Consider the following 18832-nt stretch of genomic DNA (forward strand, 5'->3'; position numbering starts at 1 on the left):
CCTGTGGGAGCGGGCTAGCCCGCGAAGAGGTCGGGCCTGGAAACGCAGAAGGGGCGCCATGTGGCGCCCCTTCTGTTTGTTGCTTAGGCTTCAGCGTCCCAAGGACGATCGCCTTTTTCATCTTTGACGCGGGTCGGCAGGCCCATCACGTCCAGCGCCTTGAGGAACGGCTCTGCTGGCAGCTCCTCGACGTTGACCATGCGCTTGGCATCCCATTCGCCACGGGCAACCAGCAGGGCGGCAGCCACTGGCGGTACACCGGCGGTGTAGGAAATACCCTGGCTGTCGGTCTCGGCGTAGGCTTCTGCGTGGTCAGCCACGTTGTAGATGAAGACTTCGCGCGGCTGGCCATCCTTGGTGCCTTTGACCAGGTCACCGATGCAGGTCTTACCGGTGTAGCCAGGGGCCAGCGAGGCTGGATCCGGCAGCACGGCCTTGACCACTTTCAGCGGTACCACTTCCAGGCCTTCGGCAGTTTTTACCGGTTGCTCGCTGAGCAGGCCCAGGTTTTTCAGCACGGTGAACACATTAATGTAGTGCTCGCCGAAGCTCATCCAGAAACGCACGTTCGGCACGTTGAGGTTCTTCGAAATCGAGTGAACTTCGTCGTGGCCGGTCAGGTACAGGTTTTGCGAACCTACCACAGGCAGGTCGTCGGTACGCTTGACCTCAAACATGGTGTTGCTGGTCCACTGGCTGTTCTGCCAGCTCCACACTTGCCCGGTGAACTCGCGGAAGTTGATTTCCGGGTCGAAGTTGGTGGCAAAGTACTTGCCATGCGAACCGGCATTGACGTCGAGAATGTCGATCGAATCAATGCTGTCGAAATACTGCTGCTGCGCCAGTTTGGCGTAGCTGTTCACCACACCCGGGTCGAAACCGACGCCGAGAATGGCCGTAATGTTCTTTGCCTGGCACTCTTCGAGGTGTTTCCACTCGTAGTTGCCGTACCACGGCGGGGTCTCGCAAATCTTGCCCGGCTCTTCGTGGATGGCGGTGTCCAGATAGGCGACACCCGTATCGATGCAGGCACGCAGCACCGACATGTTGAGGAAGGCGGAACCTACGTTGATCACGATCTGCGATTCGGTCTCGCGGATCAGCGCCTTGGTTGCCTCGACATCGAGGGCGTTGAGCGAGAAGGCCTGGATGTCGGCGGGTACCTTGAGGCTACCCTTGGCCTTGACGCTGTCGATGATGGCCTGGCATTTGGAGATGTTCCGTGACGCGATAGCGATACGACCCAGTTCGTCGTTATGCTGTGCGCACTTGTGGGCCACCACCTTGGCGACACCTCCTGCACCAATGATAAGAACGTTCTTCTTCAATTTACCTTTTGCTCCTTACTTGGAAAGCCGGCCTTACGACAGGCTGGAAACGTAGTCTTCGAAACCGAACTCGCGGACGACCTCGACGCTGCCGTCGAGTTGCTTGACCACGATGGATGGCATCTTCAGACCGTTGAACCAGTTTTTCTTGACCATGGTGTAACCCGCCGTGTCGATGAACGACAGGCGATCGCCAATGGCCAACGGGCGATCGAATTGGTACTCGCCGAAGATGTCACCGGCCAGGCACGACTTGCCGCAGACCATGTAGGTGTGCTCGCCGTCGTTGGGGGCCATCTTGGCGTTGAGGCGGTAGATCAGCAGGTCGAGCAGGTGCGCTTCGATCGAGCTGTCGACGACGGCCAGGTGCTTGCCGTTGTACAGGGTGTCGAGCACGGTCACTTCCAGCGAGGCGCTGTTGGTGATGGCCGCTTCGCCCGGCTCCAGGTACACCTGCACGCCGTATTGTTCCGAGAAGGCTTTGAGGCGCGCGCAGAAAGCGTCTACCGCGTAGTCTTCACCGGTGAAGTGGATGCCGCCACCGAGGCTGACCCACTCGACCTTGTGCAGCAGGTGGCCAAAGCGCTCTTCGATGTGCGTGAGCATCTTGTCGAACAGGCCGAAATCGCCGTTCTCGCAGTTGTTGTGGAACATGAAACCGGAGATCTGTTCGATCACCTGCTCGATCTTGGCAGGGTCCCATTCGCCCAGGCGGCTGAACGGACGAGCCGGGTCGGCCAGCAGGTAGTCGGAGCTGCTGACCTGCGGGTTGACGCGCAGGCCGCGCACTTTACCTTCGGACTGTTCGGCAAAGCGCTGCAGCTGGCCGATCGAGTTGAAGATGATCTTGTCGCAGTTCTCGAGCATTTCCTCGACCTCGTCGTCGGCCCAGGCCACGCTGTAGGCGTGGGTTTCGCCGGCGAACTTCTGGCGGCCGAGCTTGAGCTCGAAGAGGGAGGACGAGGTGGTGCCGTCCATGTACTGCTGCATCAGGTCGAAGACCGACCAGGTGGCGAAGCACTTGAGGGCAAGCAGCGCCTTGGCACCGGAGTGTTCACGCACGTAGGCGATCTTCTCCATGTTGCTGAGCAGCTTGGTTTTATCGATGAGGTAATACGGCGTCTTGATCATTTAAAGGCCCCCGGCCAGGCCGGCCAAAAAAAGGACACGCATTGTGCCTTCACTTGCCGCAGACCGAAAGGGTGCGATACGCATTTCGTCAGGGTTGACGCCGTTGCGAGGGCATTTTTCCGGTTGCGGCGGGCTCAGTAGAACAGGCGCATGTGACTATCGTAATCACCACCGACAGGTGGCAGCCTCAATCGGCTTGCTGCAACCACGCCTTAATTTGCTCCAGCGTTGCCGTAGCGCCACCACAAACCACCACCAGCACGTTCTGATATTGCGCCAGGGCGCCCGGCGCATACGCCAATGCCAGCGCCGCTCCACACGCGGGCTCGACCAGCAGGCGATGGTCCAGCAGGAACCGCTCACAGGCTTCCAGCGCCGCGCGATCGCTGACCAGGTGGCTGTGCACCGGGTGTTGCTGTGTGCAGGCCAGCGCCTGATCGGCGACCCGCTTTGCCCCCAGCGAAGTCGCCACCGAGGCGAGGCGCTCCAGTTCAACCGAATGCCCCGCCTGCATGGCCGCATGCAGCGATGCGGCGCCGTGGGTTTCCACCGCCAGCACCGGGACATCACCCCAGCCATTGCGCTGCAACCCCTCGACCACACCGCTGAGCAACCCGCCACCGCCTACCGACAGCACGACGGCGTCCGGTTTCACGCCTGCTTGGGCAACTTCATCGATCAGGCTGGCATGCCCGGCCCACAGCAGCGGGTCGTCAAACGGGTGAATGAACGCATCATCCGGCCCCACCAGGGTCTGCGCCAGGGCGTTGGCCTCCTGCCAGGAGCTGCCATGCACCACCACGTTGGCGTCTTCCTGGCGCAGCAACTCCTTGGCCCGCTCGGTGGTGGTCTCGGGGACTACCACGGTTACCGGCACGCCCAGCTTGCGCCCCGCATAGGCCACCGCCAGGCCGGCATTGCCGCCCGACGAAGAGATGAACTGCCGGGCGCCACGGGCCTGATGCACTTCGCAGGCGTGGCCCACCCCGCGCAGTTTGAACGAGCCGCAAGGTTGCAGGGCATCGAGCTTGAGCCAGATGTTTCGGCCCGCGGCCAACGACATGGAACGGGATTCGATCAGGGGGGTGTGGATATGCAAGGTCATTGGCTGGTTCCGCGCAATTGTTCAAGGTAGTTGTAAATGGTGTAGCGGGTTACGCCGAGGGCACTGGCGGCCTTTTCCACGCCGCCTTTGACGATGAACAGGCCGCGCTCCTGCATGATGCGCACGGCTTCGACCTTGGCCTGTTTGTTCATCCGGCCTTGGCCGCTGCGTTGCAGGGAAGCCTGGATGATCTCGCTCATCAGCAGCTCCATGTCGGCGGGTTCGCTGACGGCTGGCGTGGCCCCCAGCGGTTGGAACTGCTGGAGAAAGCTCATGGCGGCGTCCAGGCCGGTGACGTCGGTGTTGATGCAGAGGCTGGCGAACGGGTGGCCGGTGCTGTCGCGAAATATGGTGGTGGCGCTGCGCAGGGTGCGGCCCTTGAGCGTGGTGGGGTAGTCGGGCAGTACCACCGGCTCGCTGCCGTGCTGGTCGGCTGAGGCCTGCATCAATGCCTTGAAGCCTTGGTCCTGCTCCGGGGCGGCGAGGATCGGGCTGCCGACGCTGCGGCCGGAGAGGTGGCCGTTGACGATCGCCACCACGGAATGCTCCGGGTGGTCCAGGTCGTGCAGGAGGATTTCCATGTTGCGTGCGGCAACGCTGCCCAAGGCCTGAATGGCGGCCTTGAGCACCGTAAGGGTGAGGTGGCGTTCTTCGCTGGGGGAGATAGGCATGGCAGATCGCAAAATCAACATTTTGTGTATTTTTACACATAAGGTTGAATTAAGCGATCTGCGGTGGTTCTACTGGCCTCATCGCCGGCAAGCCAGCTCCGACAGGTACTGCACAGGCGCTGAGGAATGTGGGTTTCCTGTGGGAGTTGGCTTGCCGGCGATGGGCTGCGAAGCAGCCCCAGTAATCAGCCCAAAGCTGGAGTACGCGGCGGGATCATCCGGCGCGAGCCAGTCGCCTCGAAGGCGGCACCAAAGCTCAACAGCGCATTGTCGCTATAGGCACGTCCGGCAAAGGTCAGCCCCACCGGCATGCCGATGTCGGCCATCACGCCCATTGGCACGGTGACGGTCGGCACACCCAGGTGACGGATCGCCAGGTTGCCGTTGGCCACCCAGATACCGTTGCTCCAGGCGATGTCTGCCGATGCCGGGTTGACGTCGGCATCGGCCGGGCCCACATCGGCCACGGTCGGGAACAGCACCGCATCCAGGCCCAGGCTGTCCATCCAGTCTTCCAGGTCCAGTTTGCGGGTGTGCTCCAGGCCGCGCAGGCCATCGGGCACGGTCTCGATCTGGTCCCAGGTCTTCAGCCCGCGCTTGGCCATGTTCACGTACTCGTCCATGCCCGCGGCCAGGTCGTCCTCACGGTTGGGCAGGGTGCCCGGGTCGTGGGGGAAGATCTGTGGGCCATCGACATCGGCCAAGCGGTTGAGCTTGGGGTCGCCGTTGGCTTGCAGGAAGTCGTCAAACGCCCAGCCCGACAGCTCCCACAGCTCGTCATGCAGGAACTCCTTGCTGACGATGCCGCGGTTGTAAACGGTCGGCGCGCCCGGGCGGTCGCCCTCGCAGTTGGACACCAGCGGGAAGTCCACTTCCAGCACTTTGGCGCCGGCCGCTTCCAAGGCCTGGCGTGCCTGTTGCCACAAGTCGATCACAGTGGCGCGGGTGTTGATGCGTTGGCCAGTCGGGCCACCGATGCCTGGTTTTTCGGAGGTGCCCGCTTCGGCATCGGCATTGATGTACATGCGCGGTACGCCAAAGCGTTTGCCCTTCAGTGCGCTGGCATCCACTGCCAGGTCCAGGTAAGAGGCAGGGCGCACAGTCGATGCTGCCGGGATCGGTACCCAGGGCTGCAGGCGCCACAGGTCGCCGCGCTTGTCAGCGTCATCGGCAACCACCACGTCGAGGATTTCCAGCAGGTCGGCCATGGTGCGGGCGTAAGGCACCACCACGTCCATGGTCGGGGTCAGCGGCCAGTTGCCGCGCACCGAAATCACCCCGCGCGACGGGGTGTAGGCGCACAGGCCATTGTTGGACGCCGGGCCACGGCCGCTGGACCAGGTTTCCTCGGCCAGGCCGAAGGCACTGAAACTGGCGGCGGTGGCGGTGCCGGCACCGTTGGACGAGCCCGAGGCGAAGGGGGCTGTCAGGAAGTTGGCGTTGTACGGGCTTTCGGCGCGGCCATACACGCCGCGCTGCATGCCACCGTTGGCCATGGGCGGCATGTTGGTCTTGCCCAGGCACACGGCACCCGCGGCGCGCAGGCGCTCGATGGTGAAGGCGTCGCGCTGGGCTACCAGGTCCTTGAAGGCAGGGCTGCCGGAAGCGGCGGTCAGGCCTTTGACCAGGTAGCTGTCCTTGGCGGTGTAGGGGATGCCATCCAGCGGGCTCAGAACCTGGCCTTGGGCGCGGCGGGCGTCGGAGGCTTCGGCTTCTTTGAGCGCCTCCGGGTTGCGGACCACTACAGCATTCAGGGCGGTGGTGGTGTCGGCGCCATCGTAGGCGTCGATACGCGCCAGGTAAGCCTTGACCAGCTCGACCGCCGTCGTGCGGCCCGACTCGAGCGCGTCGCGCAGCTCGGCAATGGAAACCTCGGTTACCTCGATCATGCGTTCACCAAAAAAATTGTGCAGGTGGGGGCTAGTGCGAGGAGTGTACAAGAAGGGCATGGCGGACGCAGGTTTGCGCAGGGGCAAATGGTTTTATGCAGGCGGGCATTGTCGGGGTATTCCCAGAGGCTGTACCGGACCTTTGTGGGAGCGGCCTTGTGTCGCGAAAGGGCCGCAGAGCGGCCCCAACGATAGCCGCCGTGACGCTGAGGCCTTGGGGCCGCTCTGCGGCCCTTTCGCGACACAAGGCCGCTCCCACGCGGGTCGCGCTAACCTGCCAGATCTGAGGCTGAATGGCGCTCGGGCACTTGGCTGGCCTCGTCCCCCCACGTACGGTTTACGCGAGTGCCGCGCTGCACCGCCGGGCGCAGGGCAATTTCCTCGGCCCAACGCTGCACGTTGGGATACTCGTCAACCGCCAGGAACTCTGCCGCGCCATACAGGTTGCCGCGCACCAACTCGCCATACCACGGCCACACGGCAATATCGGCAATGCTGTACTCATCACCACCCAGGTAGCGGCTCTCGGCCAGGCGGCGGTCGAGCACGTCGAGTTGACGCTTGGCCTCCATGGTAAAGCGGTTGATCGCGTACTCGAACTTTTCCGGGGCGTACACGTAGAAGTGGCCAAAGCCACCGCCCAGGTATGGCGCCGCGCCCATCTGCCAGAACAACCAGTTCAGGCTTTCGGTGCGTGCCGCTGGCGATTTTGGCAGCAGTGCGCCGAACTTGTCTGCCAGGTACAGCAGGATCGAACCCGATTCGAATACCCGCACTGCCGGTTCGACGCTGCGGTCGAGCAGGGCAGGGATCTTGGAATTGGGGTTGACCTGGACAAAGCCGCTGGAAAACTGGTCGCCCTCACCAATGCGGATCAGCCAGGCATCGTACTCGGCTGCGGTATGGCCCAAGGCAAGCAGCTCTTCAAGGGCAATGGTGACCTTCACGCCATTGGGTGTGGCCAGTGAATACAGCTGCAGCGGGTGCTTGCCCAGCGGCAGGTCCTTGTCGTGCGTCGGGCCGGCAACCGGGCGGTTGATGCTGGCGAACTGGCCGCCGGACGCTGCTTCGTTGCGCCAGACCTTGGGTGGCACATAGGCGGGCTTGCTCATGCATGAATCTCCTTCATTGGCGCGAAACGGTCACGTAAAGACGTGGACCTGTATCTATGCCACGGGTTCGACGCCCTGCGCAAATGCATAGGGTGCGCGCGCCACTTGCATGACGATGGTTTCATCCAGTTTTCATCCGGCGCAAGCCAGGCCGGCCCTATGCTGGGCTATCTCTTCGCCCTGCAAGGAACCGCCGGCCGATGACTCTTCCCCGCTGCCTGTTGGCGCTGGTCCTGCTCGGCGGCCTGCTGGCCCATGCCGAAGCTGCGCCGCGGGTTGTCGGCCTGCACCACATGACCTTGGCCGACCCGGTCGATAGCCGACCGATGCAAGCGCTGGCGTTCTACCCGGCTACGGGTAAAACCCGTAGCAGCCGCATAGACGGCTACCCAATCGACGTCGCTGAAGAGGCGCCCGTCGCCATGGGCCGGTTGCCGTTACTGGTCCTGTCCCACGGCAACACCGGCAGCCCATTGGCGCTGCACTACCTGGCAACCGCGTTGGCACGGCGCGGCTTCGTGGTAGTGGCGGTCGTGCACCCGGGGGACAACGCCCGCGACCACAGTCGTCTGGGCACCCTGAGCAATCTTTATGGTCGGCCGCTGCAAGTCAGCGCCGCCATCACCGCAGCCCGCGATGATGTATTGGTCGGGCCTTACCTGGACGAAGGCAAGGTGGGCGTGATCGGTTATTCGGCCGGTGGCGAAACCGCGTTGATCCTTTCTGGTGCGCGCCCGGACCTGGACCGCCTGCGCCAGTACTGTCTGGAGCGCCCGAACGACGCCGACGCCTGCAAGACCCACGGCATATTGATTGCCGACCGCAGCGAACTGGCGCCGCAAGCCGACCAGCGGGTAGGGGCGGTGATGCTGATGGCGCCGCTCAGCCTGCTGTTCGGGCGCCATGCCTTGGCCGGGGTTCAGGTGCCAGCCCTGATCTACAGCGGTGATAGCGACCAACTGGTGGCGGTGGACCGCAACGCCGAGGCCTTGGCCCGCAAGCTGCCGGTCACACCCGATTACCGCCTGTTGGCCGGTGCCGGTCATTTTGTGTTCATGGCCCACTGCGACGCCGAGCAGTACGCGCGGATGCCGGCGCTGTGCAAAGATGCCGAGGGTGTGGATCGGCGCCATATTCATCATTCGCTGGAACGTGAAACGGCGGCGTTCTTCAGCCAGGCACTGGGCGCGCCGCAACTGGCCGAGTGATCAGCCGCCGCGAGCGCGCCGCGACAGCAACAGCGTTAGGCCCACCCCGGTCAGGGCGAGCAGGGCCGCCACGCAGAAGATCGAGGCATAGCCCAGGTGCACGGCGACTGCGCCCATCAGCGGCCCGGCGATCGCCAGGGCCATGTCGAAGAACACCGCATAGGCCCCCAGCCCCGCGCCGCGGCTGCTGCTGGGGACCTGCCTGATTGCCTCGACGCCCAGTGCCGGGTACACCAGCGATAGCCCGAAACCGGTGAGCCCTGCGCCAACCAGCGCCCAGGCCGGCGAAGGCGCCAGCCACAGCAAGCTCAGGCCGAGCACTTCAGTGGCCATGCAGGCGACCGCCACGTTGTAACCACCAAAGCGGTTGACCGCGTTGACGAACAGCAGCCGCGAAATGATGAAGCACACGCCAAACGCACTCAAACACCAGGCTGCGCCCACCCAGCCGCGCTCCAGGTAGTACAAGGTGACGAAGGTGGTCAGGGTGCCATAGCCGATCGAGGCCAGGGTCAGGCCAAGACCGCACGGGGCGACCCGGGCAAACGCCGACCAGAACGGCAGGCGTTCGCCGCGTACCACCACCACGTCGGGACGCTTGCGCAACACCAGCAGGGCAAGGGTTGCCAGCACCAGCAAAGCAGGCCCCAGCACGCTGAAATCCAGCCCGTCCACGGCCAACACACCCAGTGGCGCGCCAATGGCGATGGCGCCGTAGGAGGCGATACCGTTCCATGAGATCACCCTGGCGGTGTGTTCGGGGCCGACCTGGCTGATGCCCCAGCTCAAGGTGGCCACACCGATCAGCCCCTGGGCGATGCCGAGCAGCAAACGGCCCCCAAGCAATAGCGCCAGGCTCAGCAGCGGCAGCGTCAGGGTCCAGGCCGATAACAGGGTCAATACCCCGCAGCCGGCAATCCCCATCAGGCCGAAACGGATGGCTTGCTTGCCCCCGAGGGTATCAGCAACGCGCCCGGCGAACGGGCGGCTGAGCAGGGTGGCCAGGTATTGCAGGCCAATGGTCACCCCGGCGATCACCGCACCAAAGCCCAGTTGGTCGTGCACGTAGCTGGGTAGCACCGCAATCGGCAGGCCGATGCAGAGGAAGGCAATGAAGGTGTAGAAAACGATCGACAGGATCTGCTGGGTGATGTGCAGGGTGTTGCTGGCGGGGGCGGGTTGTTGCGCGGTCATGGGCTCTTTCGCGGGCGGGCGGTTGGGCGTGGTAAAAGAAAGCAGGCTAACGAATTATTCGTCGGGTTGTTTCAGTCTGTGGGATTGGCGCTGGGATCTTCGCGGGCTTGCCCGCTCCCACAGGTACTCTACAGCCATTGAGCCTGTGCAGGTCCGGTGGGAGCGGGCAAGCCCGCGAAGAGGCCGGCCCAGCCATACACAATGGCCAGGCCTTACCGATCAATCAGACCAGTACGCCTTGGCTGCGCAGGTAATCGTCGTAGGTGCCGCTGAAGTCGACCACGCCATCGGGCGACAGCTCGATGATGCGGGTGGCCAGCGACGACACGAACTCGCGGTCGTGGCTGACGAACAGCAGGGTGCCCGGGTAGTTTTCCAGCGCCAGGTTCAGCGCCTCGATCGATTCCATGTCCAGGTGGTTGGTAGGCTCGTCCATCACCAGCACGTTCGGCTTTTGCAGGATCAGCTTGCCGAACAGCATACGGCCTTGCTCACCACCGGAAATCACCTTCACCGACTTGAGAATCTCGTCGTTGGAGAACAGCATGCGCCCCAGGGTGCCGCGAATCACTTGCTCGCCGGAGGTCCACTGGCCCATCCAGTCGAACAGGCTCAGGTCGTCTTCAAAGTCGTGAGCGTGATCCTGGGCGTAGTAGCCCACTTCGGCGCTGTCGGTCCATTTCACCGAACCGGCATCCGGGGTCATTTCGCCGACCAGGGTACGCAGCAGGGTAGTCTTGCCAATGCCGTTGGGGCCGATGATCGCTACGCGCTCGCCCGCTTCGACGGTAATGTCGAAGTTCTTGAACAGCACCTTGTCGTCGAAGGCTTTCGCCATCTTCTCGACCACTACCGCCTGGCGGTGCAGTTTTTTGGTCTGCTCGAAGCGAATGAACGGGCTGACACGGCTGGAAGGTTTGACCTCGGCCAGCTGGATCTTGTCGATCTGCTTGGCACGCGAAGTCGCCTGCTTGGCCTTGGAGGCGTTGGCCGAGAAGCGGCTGACGAAGGTCTGCAGCTCGGCAATCTGGGCCTTTTTCTTGGCGTTGTCCGACAGCAACTGCTCGCGCGACTGGGTGGCTGCCGTCATGTACTCGTCATAGTTGCCCGGGAACAGGCGCAGCTCGCCGTAATCCAGGTCGGCCATGTGGGTGCAGACGCTGTTGAGGAAGTGACGGTCGTGGGAAATGATGATCATGGTGCTGTTACGCGCCGTGAGGATCGTTTCCAGCCAGCGGATGGTGTTGATATCCAGGTGGTTGGTCGGTTCGTCGAGCAGCAGCACGTCCGGGTCCGAGAACAATGCCTGGGCCAACAGCACACGCAGCTTCCAGCCTGGCGCCACTTCGCTCATCGGGCCGAAGTGCTGCTCCAGGGGAATGCCCAGGCCGAGCAGCAGTTCACCGGCGCGGGATTCGGCGGTGTAGCCGTCCATTTCGGCGAATTCGGTTTCCAGTTCGGCGACGGCCATGCCGTCTTCCTCGGTCATTTCCGGCAGCGAGTAGATACGGTCGCGCTCGGCCTTGACCTTCCACAGCTGGCCGTGGCCCATGATCACGGTGTCGATCACGGTGAATTCTTCATAGGCGAACTGATCCTGGCGCAGTTTGCCCAGGCGGGTGTTCGGCTCGAGCATGACCTGGCCACCGGACGGCTCCAGGTCACCGCCGAGGATCTTCATGAAGGTCGACTTGCCGCAACCGTTGGCGCCGATCAGGCCGTAGCGGTTGCCGTTGTTGAATTTTACGGAAACGTTTTCGAACAGCGGCTTGGCGCCGAACTGCATGGTGATGTTAGCGGTGGAGATCAAGGAGCTTACCTATCAATAACTTACGTGGCTTCTTCGCAGCTACGGACCAATTTCGGACCAATCTGGAGCTTTTCCAGCTCCTGCCAGTCGTTAGACGAGTTAATCCAGCGCGCATAAGTCGATGAGAGCATCTGCACGCTATGCCCGAGCTGTTGGGCGATAAATGCGGGGTTGAGACCAGACATTAAGCATATTGTCGCATAGGTGTGACGGCAGTTATACGGGGGGCGGTATCTGATTCCCAAACCTGTGCGTACTAGGGGCCAGATGCAGGCCCTGTCGGTGGTAGCCATGTCTTTTCTGGATATAGCCGGGCAGCCCGTGAGCTCTCCATGCCTGCGAGCGTTTGCCGGCAGACTGGATTGAGGGGGCGGGTTACTTGGTCAGTTCGTGGCCGAACGGCACGCGGAAGCCGGAGGCGTTGCGGTGACCACCACCGCCGTACTGCTTCGCGATTTCCGACACATCGAGGCCTTCGTCAGTGCTGCGCAGGCTGAAAACGCGACCGTCAGGTGTGTCCCAGTAGCAGGCAGCGAATGGCTCGCCTTGGGCCATGAGGTGGCCCGCGTCGCTGGTGAGCGTGTAGGGCAGGCTGGCCACCGGCACATCGTGACCGGCGATGACCAGGCGCCGCCTGGTCACAGCAACAAGTTCCGCAACATCCTTTAGGTGCTTGCGCTCAATTGCGGCGCCGTCCGAGCGGAGTGTCTGCACATCAGCTGCCATGAGCTTGTCCCAGACTTCGAAGTCATAGGGGTAGCTGAACAGGTTGGCCTGGATCTCACGCGTGCCATCCAGCTTGAACAGCCAGAGGTCGCGGTCCTCGATGTGGCGCAGCAGCATTGGCGGCTCTTGCCCCGGGAAGAAGTGGTCCCAGGCGAGCATGGCCCCGCTGCGGTTCATGTCGAAGCAGCAGGCGATAGCGGGGGAGTTCTGCGAATTCATGAAGATGTGTGCGCTTTCCCAGCCCAGTACGACCGACCCGTCGGGGTGCCGACCATCAACCCGAACGCCGGCGTGGAAGGGCGGGAACTTGCCAAGGTCCTCGGCCGCCGACTTGTGGTGGTCCAGGATGATGATGCTGTTTGCCTTCCAGCTCAGCCTGGCCATGACTTCGTACTTGTAACTGAAGTCGACGATGATCACGTCTTTATCGGTGACATCAGGTGGTTCATGACCGTGCACACCGGCCACAAACTCGACCTGGTCGCCCAAGGCCTTGCGAACGACCCAGGCGCCGCCGAAGCCATCGGCGCAGTTGCCGTGGTAGATGCACATCGTTTTGCGTTCAGACATAGGGGGTCCTCGCCCGCGCACAGCGGCGGGCATGCATGTGTGAATAGTGGCCCCAAAGCAAGGAGCATGGAATGGCGAAGGAAGTCAGAAAGCCGTTTGGTAGAGGTCACACTCATACCTACTGGCAGCGGGTTTTTCATAGGGGGACTGCTGACCGACCAGCCTGCCTTCATCTACAGCGGCCTTGGCATGGCCATACCGGGTGTATTGCTGGCCGCGACGCACTTCTGGTCGGCACGCCGGCTTGCCCTCGTCATCGAGCGGGCTCCAGTCGGCGAACTCTTCGACGTTCTCCAAGAAGATCAGCCGCGGGCTGGTCTGGTAGGCCCATCGTATGATCACCCAAGCGAGGCCGCGAATCTTGCGATTGCGCGGCTTCCCGCCCTTGGCTTTGCTGTGGTGGCGGCAGTCGGGCGATGCCCACAGGATGCCGACTGGCTGGCCCTGGGTGGCGTGAATCGGATCAACCTCAAACACGTCTGCCACGTAGTGCTCGGTGTTGGGGTGATTGGCGCGGTGCACGGCCAAGGCGATTGATCGCCGGTTGATTGAGCTTGCCCAGTGGCGCCTGGACAACGCACATGGGTAGCGTCGGAGGCCCAGGCCTGCTGGATTTTGAGGCGGAACATGCACTCGATGGGGCTCACCTCCATTCAGCTCCCATCGGCCAGTGATTTGCCGCCCAGGGCACCTGGACGCCTGCGGCGCGCGCGCCGGTGCTCCATCCGCCGAGGCCGGCGCATAGGTCGATTGCAGTGGTCATGTTGATCTCGCTGTAGTCGGATCGACGTTCGAGCGAGAGGGCTTGTCGTGCCGCGTTTATACGACCTACCGATCAACAAGCATGCTTGCCGCTGCGATGTCTAATCCCGTCACCGCAATTGCTGGCCTCGCTTCTGTTGTTGGGATCGCGGCGCACAATGTGGCTACATGGAACCCAGATTACGAGCTTGGTAAAAACTTGACCCTTGGACGACTCGAAGTTTCCTACAAGAAATGATCTAGCGCCTCCTCGCCGGGGAGGCGTTGTCGTTGAGTAGGGGAAGGCGCTAGCTGATGGCACGGCGCCACGTTTTGCGGGAGGGGTTGATCTTTGCTATAACGCCCGGCCATTTCACAGGAAGGAACCTCATGAAACGCACCATCATCGGAGCAATTCTTGTCGCGGTAACCTCGCTTTCTCTCAGCGGCTGCTTCGAGACAGAGGCCGAACAGAAGCCGAAGGAACAGCAAGAAGCCATCAATCACGACCCTGCTGCGTACGAGCCGAACACCTTTCACTGCCAGCCCGAGTATCTGAAAACGCTTCCGGACAACAAGGCTCGCGAAGACCTGGTCGAGAAGTGCATGACCGGTGGCTCGTACAAGAAGTCAGAGCCGAAGACCTGGTAACACCTGCTCTTGGTTATTCAGCGCCGCCTATCAGGGCGGCGTTTTCGTTTGCGGGGAAGGTGCTGGCGGGCGCGACTCCATCGACATCTCCAAGCCGTGGGTGCTGCGCGAAGCCGTGCTCGGCATCATCATTCATGAGAACGGCAGCAACCCATACAAGACCGAGGTGATCGACGAGGGTGTGCGGAGGGCGCTGGCGTGAGCTGGCTCGGCGCGCACTTGCTTGGTCCTGGTGGCTGATCGCCTTGGTGTTGGTCGCTGGCGGGCAGCAGTACCGGGTGGTAGTCGCCTCCGTAGAGGCGGCCACTGCCCGCGATGAAACCGCAACGGCACGCACTGAGCTGGCCGACTACCGCCTAGAGGTCTCCGAGCGTGACCGACGCGCCGGCGCCCAGGCGCGCACAGAAGAACAACGCCGCCACGCTGTGGCGGATGAGGAGGGTGAGAGTGCACGACAACAACTGGAACTGGCCCAAGGCCGCGCCGCTGCTGCTGAGTCTGCTGCTGGCGGGCTGCGGGGTGAAATCAACCGATTGCGGCGTGGCCAGCGCCCCGCCTGCGACACCATCGCTACCCAGCAGCGCAAGGCAGGGACCTCTGCCTTCGTGGTGCTCGGGGGGTTGCTTGAAGAGTCTGACCGAATGGCGGGAGACCTCGCGCAAGCGTTTGAGCGAAGTCGAATAGCAGGTACGGTCTGTGAATCCATATACTGAAAAATGAGGACTAGAAGATAAACCTCTCTGGCTAGCACGTTTCTCTGAAACCATTGCCCCTTTAATTGCGCGCTCAACTCCCAGCAGCGTAAGAGTAACGGCGGCACGGTGCGTTGCCATGCCGCAGCCCAAAGGTCAAATTGTGTTAATCAAGCACTGAGGGATCGCGGCGGATTTCCTCGCGCGCCATGGCTTCCCACAAAAAAGGAAACCCATTCTCATCGGTGCGCTTGCCAGTCGCGCGCACGACGTGGTCGGGCAATGGCGAGCCTCCACCGAGCGCCTCGACGTGCCAGGCCAGACGGCTGCGCCACTCCAGTGTAATTGCTCGCAAATGCGCTTGGCGAATGCCATTGGCAACCACTAGTACGCCATGGTTGGCGAGCAACGCCCACTTATTCGTACCCAGTGCGTCCACGACGGCGCGGCCCAACTCAGTGTTTTCAACCGTACCGCGATACTCGTCGTAGAGCACCGGGTCGGTGTCAACCAAGGCGGATGTCTGGTCGTAGATTGGCGGAATGCGCCCTGCCGCCGACCATACGGATCCCCACTGCGGATGATTGTGGATTACCACGTGGACATCATTGCGTGCTGCGTGTAGATCCATATGCAAGTTGATAGCCGGGGTGATGTTCCATTCGCCCTCGATTACCTTGCCCTCCTGATCTAGGCGCACAATATCCGAGGCGGTAACCTCTCCCCATGTCAGCTCCCACGGGTTGGCCCAGTAAGTGCCGTCGTCTTGGCGCACAGTGATGTGACCGGCGATGTGATCGTTATAGCCTTCGCGAAACAACACCCGGCACAGCAATGCCACGCTCTGGCGTGAAGTTAGTTCCGGCAGCACCGCATGCCGACCTGGCTTGGGTGTGAATCGAGCTAACATGTCTTGGTTCAGCTTGTCGTGCAACATGGATATTCTCCTTGAGCCACCCACGCCTGCGGGGGATCAACCCATCAATGAATTACGCGTGGAAAGCCCCGCGAGCGAATACCGAAGCGCGCTGCATGCGCCGCTGGTGCGGTTGATAGTCGAGGATGGCATTGTGGAGCACGCTACGGTTATCCCATATCACCATGTCACCGACATTCCAGCGATGGCGAAATCCAAAATGAACCTGCTGGCAATGGCCGTGCAGATAGGCAAGAACCGCATCGCTTTCAGGGATGTCCAGGCCGTCGATATGGGTGGTGTAAGTCGGGTTCAAATACAGTGCCTTGCGACCTGAAACCGGATGTTTGATCACCAGCGGGTGTAAGTGTCGACGGTTCATGTTGATCACTTCAAGATAACGCTCGTGAGTAACAACGTTCTGTCTTAGGGCAGTGGTCATGGGCCCGTTCATATCGTGCCAGGCACTCAGTCCTTCGATGTAGCACTTCATGCGCTCGGAGAGGGCATCGTACGCAGTGGTCATGCTGATCCAGCAGGTATCGCCACCATGCGGCGGCAAGATTTGCGCGTGGGTCATGGTGACAATTGGCGGACTGGGGAGAAAACTCTCGTCGTGGTGCCACATATCGGCACGGTCACCCAGCTTGGAGTCGATGACGGTTATCTGCTCAAAGCCGTTGCCCAAGTTGGGATAGAAGGTATGTACTTCAGGCTCACCAAAATGCTGAGCAATCGCCAGGTGTTGATCTGGCCGTAGGCCAGGGACGTGCAGTACCAGGGTTTCATGCTTGACCAGTGCAGCCTCAATCGCGGCCAGCGTGACGGGCAAGTGGATTGAACTCGGATCCAAATCAAGCACTTCGGCGCCGATGCTGGCGCCAAGCGGGTGAACAGTGAATGATGACGTCATGAGCAATCTACCTTTGGTGTAGTGTTCTTGTTTTTTTTGGGGGGCAATGACTGCGCGTTTAATGCTTGCCTGATTGACAAACCGATCATACTGTCGTCATCGGTACTGTTACACTCGCATTCTCCTCACCTGTCATAAGCTAATAAGTTATTGATTAATAGATAGATATTTTAATACTTAGCATGGCAACGGATTTGCCCTCGGGTTCCTATGAACAAAAAAGACAGTGGACCATCCGCCGACATCTGGCCAACACCTGGGCAGCTTCCCTCACTTCGCAAGCGGCCGACTCAGTCGCGCTCTCGAGCACTGGTAGACGCTGTAGAACAGGCATGCCTGCGCATTTTGGACGAAGGTGGGGAGGAAGCCCTGACTATCGCCCGGATCGCGGAAGTATCAGGCGTTGCGGTCGGTTCGATCTACCAGTACTTTCCCAGTAAAGACGCCATCGTCACCTTGCTCTATGAACGTGTTCTCGACGAGGAGACCGAGCGGCTCTTAGAGGTGCGCGAACGTTTGATTAATGTGCCATTAGCCTCGGCCTTGCGGGATATTTTCGCCAATATCATTCGTGTCGAAACACGCCTTTTCAAATTGAACAAGACCTTTCACTTGCGCTACCACTCCGCCCTGCATCTAGGAATGTGGCGCGGCCCTTACCGCACGACAGGGCAATTCATCGAAGCGACATGGCTGCCGCTCCTGCATCTGTACGAGCATGAGATCACCACGGAGCACCCCGCTTTAGCGGCTTATTTGCTCGGACAAGGGTTACGAAGTGTAATCCGCTCGGTGTTAGAGGATGTGCCGGCGGAGTTGGAACAGCCGGCCTTGCTCGACAGCCTGGTCGCGATGGCCATCGGTTGCCTACGTCCATCTGTATTTCACTGAACGTCGCCTGTGAGCCGATCCCAAGTAGGGTCAAGCCTGTGGTTCTACCCAGCGCCGCTGCCGAAGCACTGGGTGTGGGAAAAGATACTTCAAAACAGTTCCAAAACTAAAACGGCGACCCTCGTAGAGTGCAGGTTACAGCTGGGCTTACTTTGCATCGTTTTGGAACCGCTTTTTACCCCAGGCAGCTTATGTCTGCGCGCCTCAAAATCACAATGCGCCGATCTGTGGCCCGCCAACCTGAGGCCCTCGTAGCCGAAGTGCTATGCTGCGCCGCCTACCCATCAAGGAACGTGGTAATGGGAAACAGACTGGAAAAGTTTCGAGCGTGGTTAACGCCACGTAAGCGCCTCTGGACAGGAATAGGCCTGTACGCACTGACTATTGTTGTACCGGCTGTTAGCCCAGGAACGAGTGTCAGTTGGCTTGTGGGGCCCGCGGTCATTTTCTTCATGGGTGGTTTTATGACTGCATCGGGCGCAAAGCGATAAGGCGCTGGCGGGCAACGCTGATCTGGGCTATTGCTTCGATCCTGGTCAATCCACTGAAGGAGCGTGTGATGAAACGGTTATTGCTGGGTGCTTTGCTGGTAGCGTCGGGCGCTGCCCAGGCCGGGATACCGCTGCTCAACGCAACGTGCCCTGGAAACATCGAGGTCCATGCCGACAAGGGCGGGCCGATCTATATCAATGGCAAGGAAGGCAAGCTTAAGAAGTTCAATGATAACTACTTTGAAGTCAAAGGCAGCGAGGTGACGGTTTCACTGTCGATCAACCCCGACGGTTCGCCCGATGTCTCGTATACCGGCAAGAACAAAGCCAACGGGGTATGTCAGGTCAAGGCATCGTAGAAGGCAGGCGCCAATGATGACGGGGGCAGTAGTAGGACCGTCCTCGGTGCTGGAACGGTAATTGCTGTGACACTGAGACATTGACCCCGCGGAGAGCGCCGAAATGACTCAGGATGACCGCTATTACATGGTTTTCGTTGTGGGTGCTGTGCTGGTCCTGGACCTGGTGGCAACCTTGGTGTTTCTGAAGGCCATTGCCTGACCCGATGGTGGGCTCGGTAATACTCGGAGTTGGGGCCATTTGCCATCTTTTATGCCCATCCGACTCTGATATGCCTCACCCTCACCTGATACCTTGCGAGCATGAAGGCCGGCGGCCAGGCTGGCCTGTCTGGCACTTGCCAGAAAAGCCGCTGAAGAACACCTTGGGCACAGCGCAAATACATCCCGAACCCATATAGCAAACAACCATATGGCACGGTTGTCATTGAGCA

The 18832-nt window shown here is 61.1% G+C and carries 15 protein-coding genes and 5 pseudogenes; 6 read left to right on the forward strand and 14 right to left on the reverse strand.

The features are described 5' to 3' along the window. Positions 1–83: 83 nt before the first annotated feature. From AK81_RS15015 to yghU, 6 genes are all read right to left on the reverse strand, one after another. A complete protein-coding gene (locus AK81_RS15015; RefSeq protein WP_043200086.1) occupies positions 84–1328 on the reverse strand; it encodes a saccharopine dehydrogenase family protein in 1245 nt (414 codons plus the stop codon). A gap of 33 nt (positions 1329–1361) precedes the next feature. Beyond that, positions 1362–2459 carry a carboxynorspermidine decarboxylase gene (locus tag AK81_RS15020; protein WP_043200087.1) on the reverse strand — a complete coding sequence of 366 codons (1098 nt, stop codon included), beginning with the start codon at positions 2457–2459 and terminating at the stop codon, positions 1362–1364. Positions 2460–2646: 187 nt separating this feature from the next. Further along, positions 2647–3564 (reverse strand): pyridoxal-phosphate dependent enzyme, encoded by a 918-nt coding sequence (locus AK81_RS15025; RefSeq protein ID WP_043200088.1) that lies wholly within the window; start codon positions 3562–3564, stop codon positions 2647–2649. After that, on the reverse strand, positions 3561–4235 hold the full coding sequence (locus AK81_RS15030; protein ID WP_043200226.1) for a helix-turn-helix transcriptional regulator: 675 nt from the start codon (positions 4233–4235) through the stop codon (positions 3561–3563). The genes AK81_RS15025 and AK81_RS15030 overlap by 4 nt, the downstream gene beginning before the upstream one ends. A gap of 185 nt (positions 4236–4420) precedes the next feature. Then, on the reverse strand, positions 4421–6124 hold the full coding sequence (locus AK81_RS15035) for an amidase (RefSeq protein ID WP_043200089.1): 1704 nt from the start codon (positions 6122–6124) through the stop codon (positions 4421–4423). Between the two features lie 269 nt (positions 6125–6393). After that, a complete protein-coding gene (yghU, locus tag AK81_RS15040) occupies positions 6394–7236 on the reverse strand; it encodes a glutathione-dependent disulfide-bond oxidoreductase (protein ID WP_043200090.1) in 843 nt (280 codons plus the stop codon). Between the two features lie 200 nt (positions 7237–7436). Between yghU and AK81_RS15045 the strand changes: the two genes are divergently transcribed. Then, complete coding sequence (locus AK81_RS15045) at positions 7437–8444, forward strand: alpha/beta hydrolase family protein (RefSeq protein ID WP_043200091.1); 1008 nt, start codon at positions 7437–7439, stop codon at positions 8442–8444. On the opposite strand, the gene AK81_RS15050 is transcribed toward AK81_RS15045, so the two are convergent. The 6 genes and pseudogenes from AK81_RS15050 to AK81_RS30435 all read right to left on the reverse strand — a co-directional run. Then, positions 8445–9683 (reverse strand): MFS transporter, encoded by a 1239-nt coding sequence (locus tag AK81_RS15050; RefSeq protein WP_275452973.1) that lies wholly within the window; start codon positions 9681–9683, stop codon positions 8445–8447. It abuts the gene before it with no gap. A gap of 178 nt (positions 9684–9861) precedes the next feature. Further along, entirely contained in the window at positions 9862–11448 is a 1587-nt protein-coding gene (locus tag AK81_RS15055) for an ABC-F family ATPase (protein ID WP_043200093.1), read from the reverse strand. 20 nt (positions 11449–11468) lie between these two features. Next, positions 11469–11693 (reverse strand): annotated as a pseudogene (locus tag AK81_RS30430) (site-specific integrase); the annotation flags it as partial. A gap of 130 nt (positions 11694–11823) precedes the next feature. Further along, positions 11824–12744, reverse strand: a complete 921-nt coding sequence (locus AK81_RS15060; protein WP_043200095.1) for a DHHA1 domain-containing protein — start codon at positions 12742–12744, stop codon at positions 11824–11826. Positions 12745–12984: 240 nt separating this feature from the next. Then, positions 12985–13296 (reverse strand): annotated as a pseudogene (locus AK81_RS15065) (DNA cytosine methyltransferase); the annotation flags it as partial. Between the two features lie 97 nt (positions 13297–13393). Then, a pseudogene (locus AK81_RS30435) lies at positions 13394–13507 on the reverse strand (DNA cytosine methyltransferase); the annotation flags it as partial. A gap of 368 nt (positions 13508–13875) precedes the next feature. Between AK81_RS30435 and trbK the strand changes: the two are divergent. The 3 genes and pseudogenes from trbK (at position 13876) to AK81_RS15075 (ending at position 14849) form a co-directional block, all read left to right on the forward strand. Continuing rightward, a complete protein-coding gene (gene trbK, locus AK81_RS28350) occupies positions 13876–14136 on the forward strand; it encodes an entry exclusion lipoprotein TrbK (RefSeq protein ID WP_081042075.1) in 261 nt (86 codons plus the stop codon). 58 nt (positions 14137–14194) lie between these two features. Further along, positions 14195–14338 (forward strand): annotated as a pseudogene (locus AK81_RS30440) (structural protein P5); the annotation flags it as partial. Further along, positions 14335–14849, forward strand: a pseudogene (locus AK81_RS15075) (DUF2514 family protein). The pseudogenes AK81_RS30440 and AK81_RS15075, both read left to right, overlap by 4 nt. Before the next feature lie 145 nt (positions 14850–14994). On the opposite strand, the gene AK81_RS15080 reads toward AK81_RS15075, so the two are convergent. After that, entirely contained in the window at positions 14995–15765 is a 771-nt protein-coding gene (locus AK81_RS15080; protein WP_043200098.1) for a class II aldolase/adducin family protein, read from the reverse strand. A 52-nt stretch (positions 15766–15817) separates the two neighbouring features. Further along, complete coding sequence (locus AK81_RS15085) at positions 15818–16657, reverse strand: TauD/TfdA dioxygenase family protein (protein ID WP_043200099.1); 840 nt, start codon at positions 16655–16657, stop codon at positions 15818–15820. Between the two features lie 210 nt (positions 16658–16867). On the opposite strand from AK81_RS15085, the gene AK81_RS15090 reads away from it, so the two are divergent. Further along, the gene (locus AK81_RS15090) at positions 16868–17548 is read left to right on the forward strand and encodes a TetR/AcrR family transcriptional regulator (protein ID WP_043200101.1); all 681 of its coding nucleotides are present in this window, start codon (positions 16868–16870) and stop codon (positions 17546–17548) included. A gap of 559 nt (positions 17549–18107) precedes the next feature. After that, complete coding sequence (locus AK81_RS15095; protein WP_043200102.1) at positions 18108–18398, forward strand: hypothetical protein; 291 nt, start codon at positions 18108–18110, stop codon at positions 18396–18398. Positions 18399–18832 lie beyond the last annotated feature (434 nt).

Origin of the sequence: Pseudomonas putida W15Oct28, assembly GCF_000708715.2 — a bacterium.
Taxonomy (GTDB): domain Bacteria; phylum Pseudomonadota; class Gammaproteobacteria; order Pseudomonadales; family Pseudomonadaceae; genus Aquipseudomonas; species Aquipseudomonas putida_R.